General features: G+C 39.8%; 7 protein-coding genes. All 7 read left to right on the top strand.

Annotated elements, in window-relative coordinates; genetic code table 11:
* Positions 1 to 2: 2 nt before the first annotated feature.
* The 7 genes from ACYQ0N_RS12330 (at position 3) to ACYQ0N_RS12360 (ending at position 18,413) form a co-directional block, all read left to right on the top strand.
* Entirely contained in the window at positions 3 to 5,741 is a 5,739-nt protein-coding gene (locus ACYQ0N_RS12330; RefSeq protein ID WP_460162834.1) for a calcium-binding protein, read from the top strand.
* 143 nt (positions 5,742 to 5,884) lie between these two features.
* Complete coding sequence (locus ACYQ0N_RS12335) at positions 5,885 to 6,691, top strand: hypothetical protein (RefSeq protein WP_177531877.1); 807 nt, start codon at positions 5,885 to 5,887, stop codon at positions 6,689 to 6,691.
* Between the two features lie 11 nt (positions 6,692 to 6,702).
* Entirely contained in the window at positions 6,703 to 10,269 is a 3,567-nt protein-coding gene (locus ACYQ0N_RS12340; protein ID WP_460162835.1) for an Mbeg1-like protein, read from the top strand.
* 109 nt (positions 10,270 to 10,378) lie between these two features.
* On the top strand, positions 10,379 to 11,170 hold the full coding sequence (locus ACYQ0N_RS12345) for a hypothetical protein (RefSeq protein ID WP_177531816.1): 792 nt from the start codon (positions 10,379 to 10,381) through the stop codon (positions 11,168 to 11,170).
* Between the two features lies 1 nt (position 11,171).
* A complete protein-coding gene (locus tag ACYQ0N_RS12350) occupies positions 11,172 to 14,978 on the top strand; it encodes a calcium-binding protein (protein WP_460162836.1) in 3,807 nt (1,268 codons plus the stop codon).
* Positions 14,979 to 15,049: 71 nt separating this feature from the next.
* Complete coding sequence (locus ACYQ0N_RS12355; RefSeq protein ID WP_460161987.1) at positions 15,050 to 17,179, top strand: type I secretion system permease/ATPase; 2,130 nt, start codon at positions 15,050 to 15,052, stop codon at positions 17,177 to 17,179.
* Entirely contained in the window at positions 17,172 to 18,413 is a 1,242-nt protein-coding gene (locus ACYQ0N_RS12360; protein ID WP_460162837.1) for an HlyD family efflux transporter periplasmic adaptor subunit, read from the top strand. Before ACYQ0N_RS12355 ends, ACYQ0N_RS12360 begins: the two co-directional genes overlap by 8 nt.
* Positions 18,414 to 18,720: the final 307 nt, after the last annotated feature.

An 18,720-nucleotide genomic window follows, 5' to 3' on the forward strand; every position in this document is an offset into this window, starting at 1 on the left:
AAATGTCAATTAATATTGATACCGGTTTTGAAATTATATTAAAATTAGATAAGGACATGAAAAAAGTAGAAAATACAATAATAAAACTATCTGATGAAAAAACATATACTATAGATGGATTTTGTGAAATATTAAAAAATAATATTGTTTCGTGGGGAGACATTTCTATAAGATTTACGCTGGAAGGTCTTAATAATACAGTAAATTACGGTAAACTATCAAAATTTATTACTGACTCGCCTGATACAGCTGCTTTAAACGAAGCATTAGATAAACTTGCTTCAAGTAATAAGGATTATAGCAAGTGGATTAAAAACTATGATTCGCTTTATAAAGGAGCAAAAGATATAGTTGCTTTAGTTGGAGAAGCTGAAAACATAGCAACATCATTAGAATTAATATCTAATTATAATGATGAACTTTCAAGAAATGAAGCTATCGCATTAATGAGTAGTAATATTTTAAAAATGGGAAGTACCTTAACCGGAAATATTCCCGGTATTCTCGGAGATGTTATCTCAGAACAATTCAGTTTGGCAAGCGAAATTTTATCATCGGGAGCCTCAATTATAAATAAACATATAGATCAAATCAAATCGGTTGAAAAAGAAATCGATGAAATTATAAACGGAAAAACCAGCGATTTCGATTTTGATAGTTTAAATGCGGCAAAAGACGAATTGGATATTTTAGCTAAAGTGGATGATTTGTCCGAGTTTGTTTCATATTCTGAAGATATAAGGGAGTTATATAAGGCTTTTGACGTTGACAAAGCAAATGAAGTCAATAATATTATAATTTCATTGAACAACAAAATAAACGAGCTTCAAAATTATCATGAAGCCTATGAGGAATTAGCCAAAGCGATAAACGACTGCTACGAACCGGAGATACTTGGCTTTATAGGCGATAACGTTGACGAGGATAAACTTGCTGATTATGCGAATGCATTCTTTAAACGGTTTGGAAAATATATTGACGGTACTGAAGAATTTAATGGTTCAGATTTTGAAGATGAGTTAGCTGATTTTAAAAATCATCATGAAAAAGGAGAAAGCGGCGAAATAGAATTTATGGATGCCGAAGCAGTAGCCAAGCAAAATATTGCCGAAGCTGAGAAAAGCGCCAATAATGCCGAAAGGGCAAAGGTCGATCCTCTTATTCTTGATATTAACGGAGACGGATTTAATATTGAAACAAAAAAATACGGCGCTCATTTCGATTTAAACTGCAACGGCTTTGCGGAAAGAATCAACTGGACACGTCAGGATGCGATATTAGCGCTTGATAAAAACGGAAACGGAAAAATTGACGACGGCAGCGAGGTTTTCGGAGATTTTCATCTTCTTGCAGACGGAACAAAGGCTAAAAACGGCTTTGAAGCATTGGCGCAGTATGATACTAACGGCGACGGTGTTATTGATGAAAACGACGAAATATTTAATCAGCTTAAACTATGGGTTGATTCGGACGGCGACGGATTATCGGGCAGCGGAGAATTGAAATCGCTCAAGGATATGCATATAAAGGCTATAAATCTCAATTACGAATATGTAAACCAGCCTACAGATTCCGAGGCATTGATAGGTAACGTTGCGACTTTTGTCTACGAAGATGATACTATCGGAAATATAGGAGAAATGTGGGTTTCCTCAGACCTTTACGACGCTATCGAAACTGTTATTATAGGAGTGTCTGAGGCAGCTGACGGTCTTCCGAACGTGAGAAGCTTCGGTACTGTTAATTCTCTGCATAATGCAATCGCTATGGATGAAACCGGAAAGCTTACGGAGCTTGTGAACAGCTTTATTTCAGAAACTGATAATGATATTAGGATTTCAATAGTAGAAGAAATCCTGCATTTTATTTGTCATACGGAAAATATAGAATCCGGCAGCCGAGGCTCATATATCGACGCAAAGGATTTAGCTGTAATTGAATCTTTTATGGGACAGGATTTTATGGGAGTAAACGGAGGCAATCCTAATTCTGCCGCGTCTCCTATTCTTAAAAGCGTTTACAGTAATTTAGTTGAGATGTATTGCTTTGCTATGATAGGAAGTCAGATAACAGAACATCTTGATTACATAACGGCTCATACGGAGGATGACGGAAGCATTACTCCAAATATGACATTTTTCAATAAGCATATGTATTACTCAATGAAGCTGGGACAGATAAGTGAAAAGACTTTTTCTGATATATGCTCCTATCTCGGCTATTATGGTTCAAACATTCAGAATGATTATCAGTTGTTTATAGAATTCAGGACATATATGGAGGAAACGGCTCCTCAATATCTTGATATAATTGATTCCTCTGTTTTCGGAGCAATAAGAGGAAATGATGGTAATAACGCATTAAACGGCACTAATGTCTCAGACGTAATTTATGGCGGCGGAGGAAACGACCGGATAACCGGAGGAAACGGAAACGATCTGCTGTTCGGCGGAACAGGAAACGATACAATATCCGGCGGCTCAGGAAACGATATGCTCTACGGCGATTCAGGAAACGATACCCTTGACGGCGGAACAGGCAATGATACGCTTAAGGGCGGAGAAGGAAACGATATCTATGTGTTCACAAAGGGATACGGTCACGATACAATAATCGACTCCGACGGTCTGAATACGCTTAGGTTTTCAAACCTTGCCCCAAGCGATATCCTTGTAAACGGAACAGGTGAATATGACGTAACCATCACAATTAAGGGTACAAACGATACCCTCGTTATCAGAGATTTCCGTAAGGGAGAGGAATACAGAAATTATGACCTTGAATTTAACGGCATAAAAATGCACGTTACCGATAAGGGCAGTCCGTTCAGGCATATTTACGGCGGAAACGGCGACGACGTTCTCAAGGCTGTAGTTGAGGATTCTGTTATGCATGCCTTCGGCGGCGATGATACCGTTTACGGAAGCAAAGGCAGCGACGCTATTTATGGAAATGAAGGGAACGACACTATATACGCCGGAAGCGGAAACGACTTTGTATTCGGCGGCTCTGATAATGACGTTATTTACGGTCAAGATGGAAACGATATAATTTACGGCGACGAAGACTTTGATATTCTCGACGGCGGAACAGGAAATGATATTCTTTACGGCGGAACGGGAAATGATACATATGTATTCGGCAGAAATTACGGTACCGATATTATCAGCGACAGCGAAGGGATATCAACTGTTAAGCTTGCCGACGATACAGTCTTGTCTGATCTTGATATACGCTCTGTAGGCAACGATGTTATTATCAGCATTAAGGATACCGGGGACAAGCTGATCATTACCGATTTTGCAGACGCGCCGGAAAATTACGTTCTGCAAATAGGTGAAGAAACGCTTTACATAAAGGATAATATCTCAGACACTGTAAACACATACATTTCAGGTACGGAATATTCAGATTATATGCTTCTTGAAAGCGGTAAAGCCAATATCGCGGCAGGCGGTAACGGAGATGATTTCCTTATAGGAGGAACGGAATCCGATTACATATTCGGGGATTCGGGAAACGACAGAATCACAGCGAATAATGGCGACGATGTCATATTCGGCGGAAGCGGAAACGATTCGTTGTTCGGAGAAAACGGAAATGACTATATATCCGGCGGCCAAGGCGATGATTATATCAACGGCGGCGACGGTGACGACATTATTGACAGCGGAGCCGGAAACGACTTTATCGACGGAGGAAACGGGAACGATACATATATATTTAAACCGGGTTACGGAAATAATTCTATCATGGACATTGAAGGAACAAACACCATTATGTTCGGAGATGGCTTTACGGCGTCAGGTCTGAAGGCTTACCGTTCAAACTGGAACGACATCCTAATAACCTTCGACGGATATGATGATACTCTTATTTTAAAGAATTACTGTATAAGCAAAGAAGCAAGAAACTTTACTCTTGTGTTTGCAGACGGAACAGTTACAGAAGCGACAGCTCAGGACAGCCCTCTCAGAACAATTTACGGTACTGACGGCAGCGAGTATATGATCTCAATTTATGAGGACGGAATTACTAAAATCGGCAGAGACGGAAACGATCAGCTTGTAGGCGGAGTCGGAAACGACTTCCTCTATGGGGATAATGGCGACGACAGGCTTACGGGAAATGACGGAAACGACATACTCGACGGCGGCGAAGGCAACGACTTCCTTTACGGCGGATCCGGAAATGATACATATATCTTTAAAAAAGGATATGGTACAGATACGATCGGTGACGGACAGGGCGCAAACACAATTGAAATATACGGATATACTTCAAATCAGATAAAGGCTTATCGCACAAACTGGAACGATATTACTATAACCTTTGAAGGCTCTGATGATAAGCTTGTTATCGAAGGCTTCTTTACTTCCGAAGCAAACAGAAACTTCAGTCTTACGTTCAACGGAGGTTCTAAGATTCATGCTGCTGCTTCCAATAGCCCTCTGAGGACCATATACGGAACTGATTACAGCGATTACCTTACAGCTATGGATGACAGAGGCGTGACTCTTATCGGAGAGAACGGAAATGACAGTCTTAACGGTGGCAACGGAGCGGACAAGCTTTACGGCTCAAGCGGCGATGACCGCCTGTACGGAAACGGAGGAAACGACATACTTGACGGCGGCGAAGGCAGCGACTTCCTTTACGGCGGAGCAGGAAACGATACATATATATTTAATGTAGGTTATGGATCGGATACAATAAACGATTCGGAGGGAATCAATACGATTTCATTCGGCAATGGACTTAACTTAGAGGCTATGACTGCATATCGTACAAACTGGAACGATCTTACTATCACATTCGATGGAACAGATGACAGGCTCGTTATTCAGGGATATTTCAGTTCCGAAAACAACCGCAATTTCAATGTTACGTTTGCAGACGGAACAAGATATGCGTTTGACGATACCGAAAACCCAATAAAACAAGTACACGCTACTGAATATGACGACTGGATGTCTGCGTGGAGCAATAACGGTATTGTATTTTATGGCGACGGAGGAAACGATACGATAAACGGCGGCGCTGGAAATGACGCGCTTTACGGCGGAACAGGAAACGATTATCTGTACGGAAATGACGGAGATGATATCCTTGACGGCGGAGAGGGCAATGATTATCTGAACGGCGGCAACGGAAACGATACATATATCTTCGGCAGAAATTACGGTACGGATATTATTGAAAATTATGACGGAAATAACAAGGTCGTATTAAGTGGTATTGATCCTGACGAGGTCACATTTACTAAAACAAATCAATCCGAACTGACTGTATCAATAAACGGCAGCGAGGATAAGCTGACTATAAGGAACTTTAATTCCGAAAGCTTTACCTTTGAATTTGCAGGCGGAGCAGTAGGAACAGTAAATAAGGATACATGGGAGCTTGAGCTTAGTCAGCCAGCAAGCAATGAAATATCTGAGGAAGATGTCGTACAGTCAAACGCCGAGCTTCTCTCGGATATCTATTCAGACGAAAGTATGTCTTCAGATTTGCTCACAGAAATAAACGACACCGTTCTGATTGATTCTTCAAGCGCTGTTTCTGCGGCAAAGGAAACAGAGGAAACCGCAGATCAGACGGATATACAGGTAATGATACTAACCGAAAATATGTCAGCTTTCGGTACGGAGAACAATGTTTCTGACAGCATGAGCATTAGCGATCCGATGCAGGATATATCGACGGTTAATCAGCTTCTGATAAACAGTCAGGCTCAGTAAATTTCTGATTATACGCATAAACCCTTAATTTTTCATACCATTTTGTATTTAATTATTGCTAAATATGTGAACTTGTGTTATTATATATTAAGTGGTAATTTTATACAATCTGGTATTAGAAAAATATATAAAGGGAGGTCTTTATGAAAATATTAAAAAGAATCTATATATTACTGCTGTCAGCAGTATTAATAATCGGAGGGAGCGGATGCAGTGTGAAAAACGAAAGCAGCGAAACAAAAAGACCTGAACCAACATTAAACGAATGGCAAAAGGATTTTCTTTCAGAACAGAAATTGCCAACTGAATATGAAGAGCTTAATTTAACTCAACGACTATCTGTAGCGGCAATTTACGAGATGATAATGTATCTTGAGGATAAGTATGGTGTAACCTTTGAATACACAGGATACGTAAGACCTCAAATATTAGAAAATGAATATATGACTGCCATACCAAAAGGCGGAAATGAATTAACAGACACTGTTACAGTAACTCGACAGGATGACGGTACGCTTAAAGATGATTATCCTAATATAGTTGTAAGACCTTATTTTGAACAGATGATAACCGATTATGTAGAGGATTATTTTGGGTCTGACGATATTAGGGTGTTTTCCACAGTTACTAAAACTTCTGTTAATGATTTAACTATTATCACCGAGGAAACTATAAGTGGAAATATATCAGGTAGGAGTACTGTATTCATAAGTAAAGATTTAGGTTCAAAAGAAGAAATGATAAAATTTGCAAATGATTATTGCATATGGTTAAAGAAACATGATATAAGTTGTGATAGTCAGGTTATGTTATTATATAACCCAGATATTTCTAAAATAAACAGAATAAATTATTCTGATTATTTTGGCAAAGAATATATAAAAATTCGGTTAATGTGTTATGTAGAAAAAAATGGCGAAATAAAAATTGAGGAAAGACAAGTCAGATAAGGAGTTTTAAAATGAATATAACTGATCAGGAATTATTAATGTTAGAGCAGTTAACTTACTTGGATAGTAGAGTTGCAGAGGTAGCAGGGGTTGAAAAATTTGATATTAATGGAGAATACATAAACTCAACCATATATGAAATACTTGAAAAATTCGACCAAACCGCAATATCAAACCTTGAAGCGATGGAAGATAAAGCGATTCCCGGAGCAGAGGTAAGCGGAAAAGAATGGGCAGATATTATTACATATCTTAAAACAAGCAATTTAAAGGATTTGGTTTTAACAGAAGCAAATACAGAAGTAGGGGCTTTATGCTTTACTGACGGAACTTCTAATACAAATGAAGCTATAGTCGCCTTCAAAGGAACACTCAATATGAAAGAATGGCAAGATAATGTTGAGGGCGCTAATATGGTTGAAACTGAAGCTCAAAAGGCGGCTCTGAATTTCGTAAATAATTTGTGCTATGAACGTATAACGCTCACCGGGCATTCCAAAGGTTCTAACAAAGCAATGTATACAACAATTTTATGCGATAAAGTAGTAAGATGTGTAGGATTAGACGGCCAAGGATTTTCCAGCTTATTTATCAATTATGATGAATACCGAGATAAAATTTTAAGAAGGGCCGGACTTATAACCAATTATTCACTTTCTACAGATTTTATTCATGGTTTGTTATATCAAATACCAGGTACACATCAGTTATACTGTAAAGGATTTGGTGTGTATGAACCAGCACAGCATCATAGCCCAAATTCGTGGATCGCTCAGGACAAAAATGGCAATATGCTTCTCGACGAAAACAACAAACCATATTTTATATTGACGGAAGAAGATAAGTCAATGACAATGCTTCATGAATGCATAATTTATTTGCTGAATGCGGGAGATGAGGATGACTTAAATTCGATGGTTAAATATATATCTGAGATAATGCCGATTGTACGTAAGTCGGAAATAGATAAAAATGAATTAATGTCTTTTCTTTTTAGTGATACTGATACATTGTCAACTGTTTTAGGCTGTGCATTTGCTTATTTAGAAGAATATGATAAGCATGATGTTGATATAATGGCTTTCTTAAATACTTTAGGAATTGAATTAGATTTGGAAGGAACAATCTATTTTACTTTAGGCAGCGCTGCACATTTGCAATTGATAGATGGGAAAAAGGATAGGATTATTTCCAGATTAGCTTGGACTGCTTTGGAAGGCATGATAGGTGACTATATTACCAAATCGGAATTTTTGAATTTGTGGAATGATGTTGAAAACAAATATATGGAATTCAGGGATAAGGAATACCACGAAACGGCTCTTCTGGGAGAATCAATTATAAAATCATGGTTTATTTTTAACATCTTACAAGATTTTTCTGATGACAGAAAAACTGCGTGGAACGAATTCTGGAGCAGTCTGGGGGATGTGATTACTGAAATTAATTCAGGAAAAATAGATAATACGGAGGCTTGGACTACGTTATGGCTTAACATTGGAAAATTCGCATATAATGAAGTAGCATCATGGATCGGTTTTTGGGGAGAAGCAACTCAAGCTACAATTGAAAGTTTAAAAGAATGGATAGACTATTTTACGGATATAGGACAAAAAATTGAAGGTATCTGGGATTCATGGCTTGATTTCTGGAATGATTCTACAGATGAAATAAAGAATATTTTAAATAACGATGAGTACAATCTTATATTAGGCGGAGTAGAAGATGATAATTTAAACGGAACTTCTGGAAAAGACTTGATGTTAGGATTTGGCGGCAGCGATGTTCTTGACGGAGAAGATGGTGATGACTTAATATACGGTGGTTTCGGTGATGACAGTCTGCGCGGAGGAAATGGCGATGATGAGTTATATGGCGGATTGGGTGAAGATGATCTTTGGGGAGAATCCGGTAACGACAAGTTATACGGCGGGAATCATGATGATAAGCTGTATGGTGAGGCCGGCAATGATGAGTTATATGGTGAAGATGGAAATGATGACCTGTATGGCGGAGACGGAGATGATAAATTATTCGGCGGCGAAGGAAACGATTATCTTTACGGTGATAACGGCAATGATTATTTAGAAGGCGGCAACGGACGTAATCATATGTATGGCGGAGAGGGAGATGACACTCTTGTCGGCGGAGAAGATACCGACTATATGTACGGAGAAAACGGAAACGATACATTCTACGGAGGAAACGGTCCTAACTATATGTACGGCGGTGAGGGCGATGATAACTTCACAGGCGGCGAAGGCTACGACTACATAGAGGGCGGTAACGGCAGCGATACTATGAACGGCGGAAATGGATTCAATGAAATGTTCGGTCAGGAAGGCAACGACTATATCTACGGCGGAAATGACAATGATCACATTGACGGCGGCGTAGGCGACGATCAGCTTTACGGCGGTAACGGCAATAATACAATTATCGGCGGAGAAGGCGATGATATAATCTATGACGGAAACGACGGAAGCCATATTTACGGAGGAACAGGAAATGACAGAATATTCGCAGGCGGCGGAAATGATGTGATTGATCCCGGAGAGGGCGACGATTACATTCAGGACGATCACGGCGACGATACAATTATTTTCAAGGCGGGCTATGGTACAGATACTATTTCCGATGCTGCGGGAAATAACACAATAAAGCTTTCGGGACTTTCAATGTCAGACGCAGTTATGTCAAGAATAAACGGAAGCGATTTAAAGATAGGCTTTGGCTCTGATAATATCATTATAAAGCAGTATTTTGACGGAGCAGGCTTCCAGAACTTCAATATCAACGGCACGATGATAAACGATTTGATTACAACACTGCACGGCTCTGACAGTAACGACTGGATGTCCGCTTGGAGCGATAATGGCGTTACAATAAGCGGCGAAGGCGGTAATGATACAATTAACGGCGGAAACGGCGATGATATCCTCGACGGAGGAACAGGAAACGACTGGCTGTACGGAGGAAACGGAAACGATACATATATCTTCGGCAAAGGCTACGGAAACGACACGATCGAGGACTGGGGCGGAAGCAGTATCGTAAAGCTTAAGGACATAAGTTCAAATGAAGTTACAATAACAAATCTGTGGGATTCCACGCTTGAAATGACTGTAAACGGTACTCAGGACAAGCTTACCATCAACGGATATAAATGGAATCAGGGCGGCTATACCTTTGAGTTTGCAGACGGAGCAGTAGGAACAGTAAATAAGGATACATGGGAGCTTGAGCTTATTCAGCCTGCAAGCAATGAAATATCTGAGGAAGATGTCGTACAGTCAAACGCCGAGCTTCTCTCGGATATCTATTCAGACGAAAGTATGTCTTCTGATTTACTTACAGAAACAAGCGGCACCGTTCTGATTGATTCATCAAGCGCTGTTTCTGCGGTAAAGGAAACAGAGGAAACCGCAGATCAGACGGATATACAGGTAATGATACTGACCGAAAATATGTCCGCTTTCGGTACGGAGAACAATGTTTCTGACTGCATAAGCATTAGCGATCCGATGCAGGATACGTCAGCTTTGAATCAATTGCTTGTCGGTACGCAGGTACAGTAAAACTTATATATTTCCTGATGGATTAAGCTGATTTTTTCTTGCGATTAAGGATATATATTATAATGAATCGAAAGGATAAATAAAGAACAGTTATACATGGAGGTAATATATGAGAAAATTTAAAAGCTTAATAATGTTGGGAGTGATGTTTTTGGGTATGTTCAGTTTTACCGGCTGTTCATTATTTAATAATAATCAGAATCCGGAAAAGTTTTCTTATACTCGGCTTGAGGCTTTGGAGGATACGATAGAACCTCTTGTTTCTGATTATTTTAACGAAAAATATGGCGTTGAAGCTGTTATCACTTATAAAGGGATTGCAGGAGGTGTTTTTTTAGGACCAGACCCCTCGTCGGTACAATATTATCTTGTAACAGTAAATATCGCTGACGGCGGTATTGACAATAAATATTATGTAGATGTACATGGGAGAGAAGTGGAAGGAGTTGATGAGCTATATGTGAAAAGGGAATCTTATTACGGGCAGATGATTAAAGAAAGAATGGAGGAATGGCTTGATGGATATGTGAGCGAGACAAATATACAAGAGTATTATATTTTGTACCATTCCACAATGAGCAACTATTTTCCAAGTGAATACGAAGTAACCGCTACAGCAGATGAAATTATAAAATCCGTGAGCAGCATAGAGGATAATAAAGAAAGACCCAGTTTGCCTCTTTATGTACTTATACCCGAAAGCGAATACGAAAAGCATAGCAACATAGAGAATGAATTTGGCGCTATTAGAAATTATCTTGTCGAGCTGAAATCCAAAATAAAAATCAGCGTTTACATTTGCAGCAACGAGGAATATGAAAAGCAAAAGGCTGGAGATGATTCCCGCGTTCAGCCTGTATTTGAATTTGAAATAACGGGGAAAAATTTAGGAGGAACATAAAATGAACTTAAATAATAATCAATTAGTCTTGCTGGATAATATCGCATATTTTACAGAACTTCATGATAAATATATCAACAGTAAAGGAAAGTTTACAATATCTTCAATTGTTGATGGATATAAAAATGGAGATTATTCCACACCAATTGACATGGTAGCAAGTGATGATTTCGATAAGATTATTTCATATATAGAAAAAAATCCGGCACTTATGGAATTAGAAGTTATTAATGTATCGGAAACCAACTCTGGAACACACAGCTTCTGTGTTAAGGATTCGGAAAATAATATTACCGTTATATATTCCGGCGATTATGCTTACGGCGATTCATGGGTTGATAATTTCGTTGGAGCAGTGCAAGAAGATAGCAATGAACAGGAAAACGCTTTAAAATTCTTTAATGAATGCTTAACTAAAGCAGAAGTATATGGTGAGATTGGTAACGTTACGGTAAGCGGTCATTCAAAGGGCGGTAATTTGGCTCAATATGTTACTATAGTTTCAGGATTAGCAGATTATTGTCTTTCCTATGATGGTCAGGGTTTTTCAGATGGATTCATGAGTAAGTATGCAGACGAAATTGCTGCAAATGGCAGTAAAATTACTAGCATATCCGCAAATTATGACTTCGTGCATTGTGTATTAAATCCTATTCCTAATGCTCAACATTACTTTGTTGATGTAGATATAATTCCAGATGAATTGTCGGTCCGCACATTAGCATGGTTTCATATGCCAATTTTAATTTTAGACGAAAATGGAAATATCCTGCCTTTTGTAGAGGAAAGCGAATTTTCAAAAATGTTACATGTAATATCAAATTCAATAGTTGATATTGGAGATAATGATTTAGATAACATGAAATCAGTTCTTGAAAATATCGGAACTGTTATCAATAAAGTATTTGCAGGTGAAGATACTAACAAAATATTACCGTATATTTTTAACAATGAGATGAAATCATTTGCGGTAAAAATGCTTCCGGCAATTACTGCTGACGGAATAATAAGCGGAGGCGTTGCTATATCTGAATTGATATCTGATGAAGGATTAAGATTTGTGTTAGAACATACTTCTGAAGAAGCATTAGCATTCTTTTTCGGTGATGATTTGGCAGAGGCGCATACAGATATGACAGTTGATATTACTGGTGTTTTCACGGCGCTTGGAGAGTATGTAACATTAGGATCATATTATTTATTATTTGGAGATTTACATAATTTATTAACTGGAGATCCAGAAGGAAGCTTTTTTAATGAAATATTCGATGAAATCGGTGATAACTTATCATACCACTTAGAGAATCTGTTATCAAGCTGGTATGAAGGAATGGAAATGATAGGCGAGTTCTTTGGGAATGCACTTGATTCCTTTGTAGATTGGTGTGGTGATGTTTGGGATGGTGTTACAGGATTCTTCTCAGACTTGTTCTCTTGGAATGATGACGGTGTTATTATGGGTACAAATGATGATGATAATTTAGAAGGAACAGACAATGATAATGTCATTTATGGTAATGATGGAGATGATATTATCGAAGGAAAAGGTGGAAATGATGTAATCTTCGGCGGCAAAGGAAATGATGAAGTATACGGCGGAGATGGAGAAGATGTATTGTATGGTGATAATGATAATGACATCCTTTATGGAGATAGCGGAACAGACAAACTTTTTGGTGGCTTAGGAAACGACGAACTCCATGGCGGAGCAGATAATGATGAGTTATTCGGTGACGATGGAGATGACGTACTCTATGGTGATTCCGGAAATGACAAACTCTTCGGAGGAGATGGTAATGACGAACTCCACGGCGGAACCGGAAATGACGAGCTGTTCGGCGGAGAAGGCAACGATACCCTGTATGGAGACGACGGCGATGATTACCTTGAAAGCGGAAACGGAAATAATACCTTGTACGGCGGCGAGGGTAACGACACACTCGTAAGCGGAGAAGATACTGACTACATGTACGGCGGAGCCGGAAATGACTACTTTATCGGCGGAAACGGATCAAACTATATGTACGGCGAAGATGGGGATGACCGTATGCAGGGCGGCGAGGGCTATGATTACATGGAAGGCGGCGCAGGAAACGATAATATGTCCGGCGGAAATGGTTATAACAAAATGTACGGTCAGGAAGGCGATGATTTCATCTACGGCGGAAATGATAACGACTATATCGACGGCGGAGTAGGCGATGATCAGCTTTACGGCGGCAACGGCAATAATACAATTATCGGCGGTGAAGGCAATGATGTCATATATGACGGAAACGACGGAAGCCATATCTACGGCGGTACAGGCAATGACAGTATTTACGCCGGCGGCGGAAACGATGTAATTGATCCGGGAGAGGGCGACGATTACATTCAGGACGATCACGGCGACGATACGATTATTTTCAAGGCGGGCTATGGTACAGATACTATTTCCGACGCTGCGGGAAATAATACAATACAACTTTCGGGACTTTCAATGTCAGACGCGGTTATGTCAAGAATAAACGGAAGCGATTTAAAGATAGGCTTTGGCTCTGATAATATCATTATAAAGCAGTACTTTGACGGAGCAGGCTTTCAGAATTTCAATATCAACGGTACGATGATAAATGACTTGATAACAACACTGCACGGCTCTGACAGTAACGACTGGATGTCCGCTTGGAGCGATAATGGCGTTACAATAAAGGGTGAAGGCGGTAATGATACTATCAACGGAGGAAACGGCGATGATATCCTCGACGGAGGAACAGGAAACGACTGGCTTTACGGAGGAAACGGAAACGATACATATATCTTCGGCAAAGGCTACGGAAACGACACGATCGAGGATTGGGGCGGAAGCAGCCTTGTAAAGTTTACAGATATTAATATTGATGAAGTTTCTATTTCCAAATTGAACGATTCGACGCTGGTTCTTACAATTGACAGCACAGGCGATACATTGACTGTAAATGGATACAAGTGGAATCAAGGCGGTTATATATTTGAATTTGCCGACGGAACAACAGACAGCATAAATAAGGATACATGGAAATGGGAAAGTGGTTTCGGCAGCACGGCAGGAGAAGCTACTCAGCCTGAACAAAATATCATTAACGGTACTGCCGGCAGCGACAATCTTTATGGTACTGACAGTAATGACATCCTCGACGGCGGTGAAGGCAACGATACTCTTTGCGGTGGAAATGGTGAAGATACATATATTTTTGCTAAGGGATACGGCAATGATACCGTTAATGAATGGAGCAGCGATCATAGTGTTATTCAGCTCAAAGGTATTAATTCAGATGAAGTGACAATAACTGACCAATGGGGTTCAAATTTAATTCTTTCTATTAACGGAACAGAAGATACGCTAACAATTAATAACTTCAAATGGGGTCAGTCAAGCTATACCTTTGAATTTGCAGACGGAGCAGTAGGAACAGTAAATAAGGATACATGGGAGCTTGAGCTTAGTCAGCCTGCGAGCAATGATGCAATTGTTCAGGAAACCTCTGAGGAAGAAATTATACAGGCGAGTGCAGATTTGCTCAGCGATATGTACGCTGACGACAACGTTACTTCTGAATTACTCACAGAAACAAGCGGCGCCGTTCTGATTGATTCATCAAGCGCTGTTTCAGAGGCAAAGGAAACAGAGGAAACCGCAGATCAGACGGATATACAGGTAATGATACTGACCGAAAATATGTCCGCTTTCGGTACGGAGAACAACGTTTCTGACTGCATGAGCATTAGCGATCCGATGCAGGATACGTCAGCTTTGAATCAACTGCTTGTCGGTACGCAGGCAGAGTAATATAAATTCTGATTAAAAGTGCGGCAGTAAAAAAAGCTGCCGCATAATTTATGTAAAAAGGAAGTCGAAGCATGGAGAAAAAACAAGACAGCGGACTTAGCTGCTTTATGATAGTTATGAAGTTTCACGGTATACCTATCACAAAAGAGCAGGCTGAAACGCTATCAGTTCTTGATCCCGAACAGAAAACCGGAGAAATAGAAATAATAGAATCCGCAAAGAAATTGAAAATGCGGGCAAAGCTTTGTAAGCTGAATTTAAAAAAGCTGAAGGACGTAAAGGCGCCGATTATTGCAAAGAATAAAAATGACGAATTTTTCATCATAGCTAAGTCCAAAGAAGATAAATATATGATTCTCTTTGCGGATAAAACACAACCTGAAATCAAAAGCCGTGAAGAACTTGAAGAAATTTGGGATGGCACAGCGATCCTTATTACCAAAAAAGGAATAATGGACAGAGAAGCGGTATTCAGCTTCAAGTGGTTTATACCCACGATACTGAAATTCAAAAAGGAATTTATACAGGTACTGATAGCCGTATTTACAGTACAGATTTTAGGAATCCTTACTCCCGTTATGACTCAGGTCGTTGTGGATAAGGTTTTAGTCCATAGAAGTATGTCGACGCTTAACGTGCTTGCAATCGGCATCGCAATTGTATACATATACGAGCTGATTCTGTCCCTTGCCAAAAACTATGTGTTTACCCATACGACAAACAGAATAGACGTAATGCTCAGCTTCAAGCTGTTTCGGCATTTGTTCGCACTTCCCTTGAAATACTTTGAATCAAGACGAGTCGGCGAAACGGTGGCGAGAGTAAGAGAGCTTGACAGTATCAGAAATTTTCTGACAGGCACTCCGCTTTCCTCAATGATAGATTTTATTTTCATAATCGTATACATAGTAGTATTGTTTTTCTACAGCAAAATGCTGACAGTTATCGTCCTCTGCTCTATACCCGTTTACGCAGTACTTTCGGCTATAGTTACTCCCCTTTTCAAAAAAAGACTGGACGAAAAGTTTGAAACGGGAGCGAACACTCAGTCCTTTTTGGTTGAATCCATAACGGGAGTGCAGACCGTAAAATCCTATGCCTTAGAGCCAAAGTTCGAGAAAAAATGGGGCGATTTGCAATCCGATTACGTAAAGGCAAGCTACAAAACCTCTATGGTTTCCGCAACCGCCGGAACGACCGGACAGTTTATTCAGAAGGTATTCGACCTGTTGATTCTGTTTTTCGGCGCAAAAGCGGTAATGGACGGTAATTTTACAGTGGGGCAGCTTGTGGCGTTTCGAATGCTTTCCGGCAGAGTAAGCGGTCCTGTTTTAAGACTGGTACAGCTTTGGCAGGAATATCAGCAGGCGTCGCTTTCAGTAAAAAGAATCGGCGATATTTTTAATACAGCCCCTGAACCGATTCTAAACGCAAATCAGACTGCTATGCCCGGCGTTCAGGGTAAAATTATATTCGATCAGGTGCATTTCAGATACAATCCGCAGGGCGGAGAGGTTATCAAGGGAATGAGCTTTGAAATAGAGCCTGACACCATTGTAGGAGTTGTAGGCAGAAGCGGTTCGGGAAAGAGCACCATTTCAAAGCTGATTCAAAGACTTTATTTGCCGGAGGGCGGTAAAATATCCATAGACGGTATGGATATTTCACTTGTGAATCCCGCAATGCTCAGAAAGCAGATCGGAGTAGTATTGCAGGAAAACTTTATGTTCAACGGAACCGTCGCGGAAAATATTTCAATTCACTGTCCAACAGCAAGTATGGAGCAGATCATTCATTCTGCAAAAATAGCGGGCGCGCATGATTTTATCCTTGAACTTCCTAACGGCTATGAAACGATTATCGGCGAGAAAGGCATGGGACTTTCCGGAGGTCAGAAGCAAAGAGTCGCTATTGCGAGAGCAATACTTAACAATCCCAGAATACTTATATTTGACGAGGCTACGTCTGCTCTTGACTATGAATCCGAGAGTATAATTCAGAATAACCTTAAAGAAATATGCAAAGGAAGAACAGTGCTTATTATTGCTCACAGGCTTTCAACGTTAAAGGACGCGCAGAAAATCATGGTGATTGATAAGGGCAATCTTGTGGAATACGATACTCATGAGAATCTGATGAAACGGGAAGGGCTGTATCATTATTTGTATAACCAGCAGAAAAGGGGCGATATTGATGGATAATAAGCTGACGGAATACGTATTGAAGCACAGCAAAAGCAAGGATAAGGAGCTGAAGTATGATTTTATGCCGTCCTTGCTTGAAATTATTGAACGCCCTGCCCATAAAGCGGGAACGGTAATAATACTCGGAGTTTTTACGCTTATGATCGCGGCAGTCATTTGGGCTTGCCTTTCGAAAATAGACGTGGTAGTTACTGCCGGCGGAAGCGTTCAGCCATCAGGAAATGTAAACGTGGTGCAGGCCTATTCAGGCGGAACAGTAAAGTCAATAAACGCTGCCGAAGGAGAATATGTGAAAAAGGGAGACGTTCTGATAGAGCTTGATACGGAATCCCTTGATATTGATACAAACCAGCTTAACAGTCAGAAAGAAATTCTTGAAGCACAGCGGAAAATATATACAAAGATTAAAAACGGCGACGATATTTCAAAGGTTAAAATTGAAGATTACGAAGCTGAGCTTAAACCGTATATTCAGTCAATTCTGGACGCAGACGCAAGCTATAATAACACTCTTGACAGTCTTAAGAAAGATAAGGAAAACGCCGATTTAAATCATCAGATTTCACAGCTGCAGCTTGAAGAATACGAAGAAAGCGGAACAAGCCGTCAGGCTGAAATGCAGGAGCTTATAGTAAAGCAGAACGAGCTTGCGCTGAAACAGTCGGAAACAAAAATAAAGGATACAAAAACCCAGTACAGCGCACAGATCAATTCAAAGCTTTCGGAGATAAGCGGTCAGCTTGACGAAATAGAAACCAACCTTGAAAAATACGCCTTGTCTAAGGATTATCAGTATATAACGGCGCCTGTAAGCGGATATATAAACAGCGTAAATGTGAACACCGTCGGAGCGGCGGTAACGAACGCACAGGAGCTTGTAACGATAGTACCTGATAATATGCCTGTTGAAATGGTGTGCTATGTAAAGAATATGGATATTGCCGACATAGAAATCGGAATGGAAGCGGAAATCAAGCTGGAGGCGTACCCGTATAACAAGTACGGAACGGTAAAGGGAAAGGTGAAATATATCAGTCCCAGCGCGTTTGTCAGCGAGCAGACGGGCAGCGTTTATCTTGTGAAGCTTGAAATTACAGATAAAAATGATGAGATAGATGTGATTTCAGGATTGTCCGGAAGCGTGGAAATAAAGACGGATAAGAGAACGGTTATGGATTACTTCTTAGAGCCTATTAAAAAAGGCTTCGGGGAAGCTCTGAGGGAGAAATAGTTTTGAAATTGACACCTCCCCCCTATCACAGTGAAATGGGAAAGTTAATAAGAAAAAGGAATATATATAAATACAAAGAGAAGTGTATAGATTAATATTCAAAACGGAACGTGTAAAAGCGTTCCGCTTTTTTTGTCTGCGAATTTATTAATTGTTTCATAAATATCAACTGCCAAACTACGCCATAGCGTAACTTCAGGCTGGCATATTAATGTTTAATAAATAATTTATACTATTTAAGCACACTTTTCGAAATATATATAAAAACATAGATAATTTAGTGATATAATAAAAATTAGAAAAAGCA

The sequence above is a fragment of the Ruminococcus sporogenes genome (assembly GCF_054655175.1).

Excerpts from the sequence above, each read along its gene's own strand:
- ACYQ0N_RS12330 (WP_460162834.1), top strand. The coding sequence starts at position 3 with ATGTCAATTAATATTGATACCGGTTTTGAAATTATATTAAAATTAGAT.
- ACYQ0N_RS12335 (WP_177531877.1), top strand. The coding sequence starts at position 5,885 with ATGAAAATATTAAAAAGAATCTATATATTACTGCTGTCAGCAGTATTA.
- ACYQ0N_RS12340 (WP_460162835.1), top strand. The coding sequence starts at position 6,703 with ATGAATATAACTGATCAGGAATTATTAATGTTAGAGCAGTTAACTTAC.
- ACYQ0N_RS12345 (WP_177531816.1), top strand. The coding sequence starts at position 10,379 with ATGAGAAAATTTAAAAGCTTAATAATGTTGGGAGTGATGTTTTTGGGT.
- ACYQ0N_RS12350 (WP_460162836.1), top strand. The coding sequence starts at position 11,172 with ATGAACTTAAATAATAATCAATTAGTCTTGCTGGATAATATCGCATAT.
- ACYQ0N_RS12355 (WP_460161987.1), top strand. The coding sequence starts at position 15,050 with ATGGAGAAAAAACAAGACAGCGGACTTAGCTGCTTTATGATAGTTATG.
- ACYQ0N_RS12360 (WP_460162837.1), top strand. The coding sequence starts at position 17,172 with ATGGATAATAAGCTGACGGAATACGTATTGAAGCACAGCAAAAGCAAG.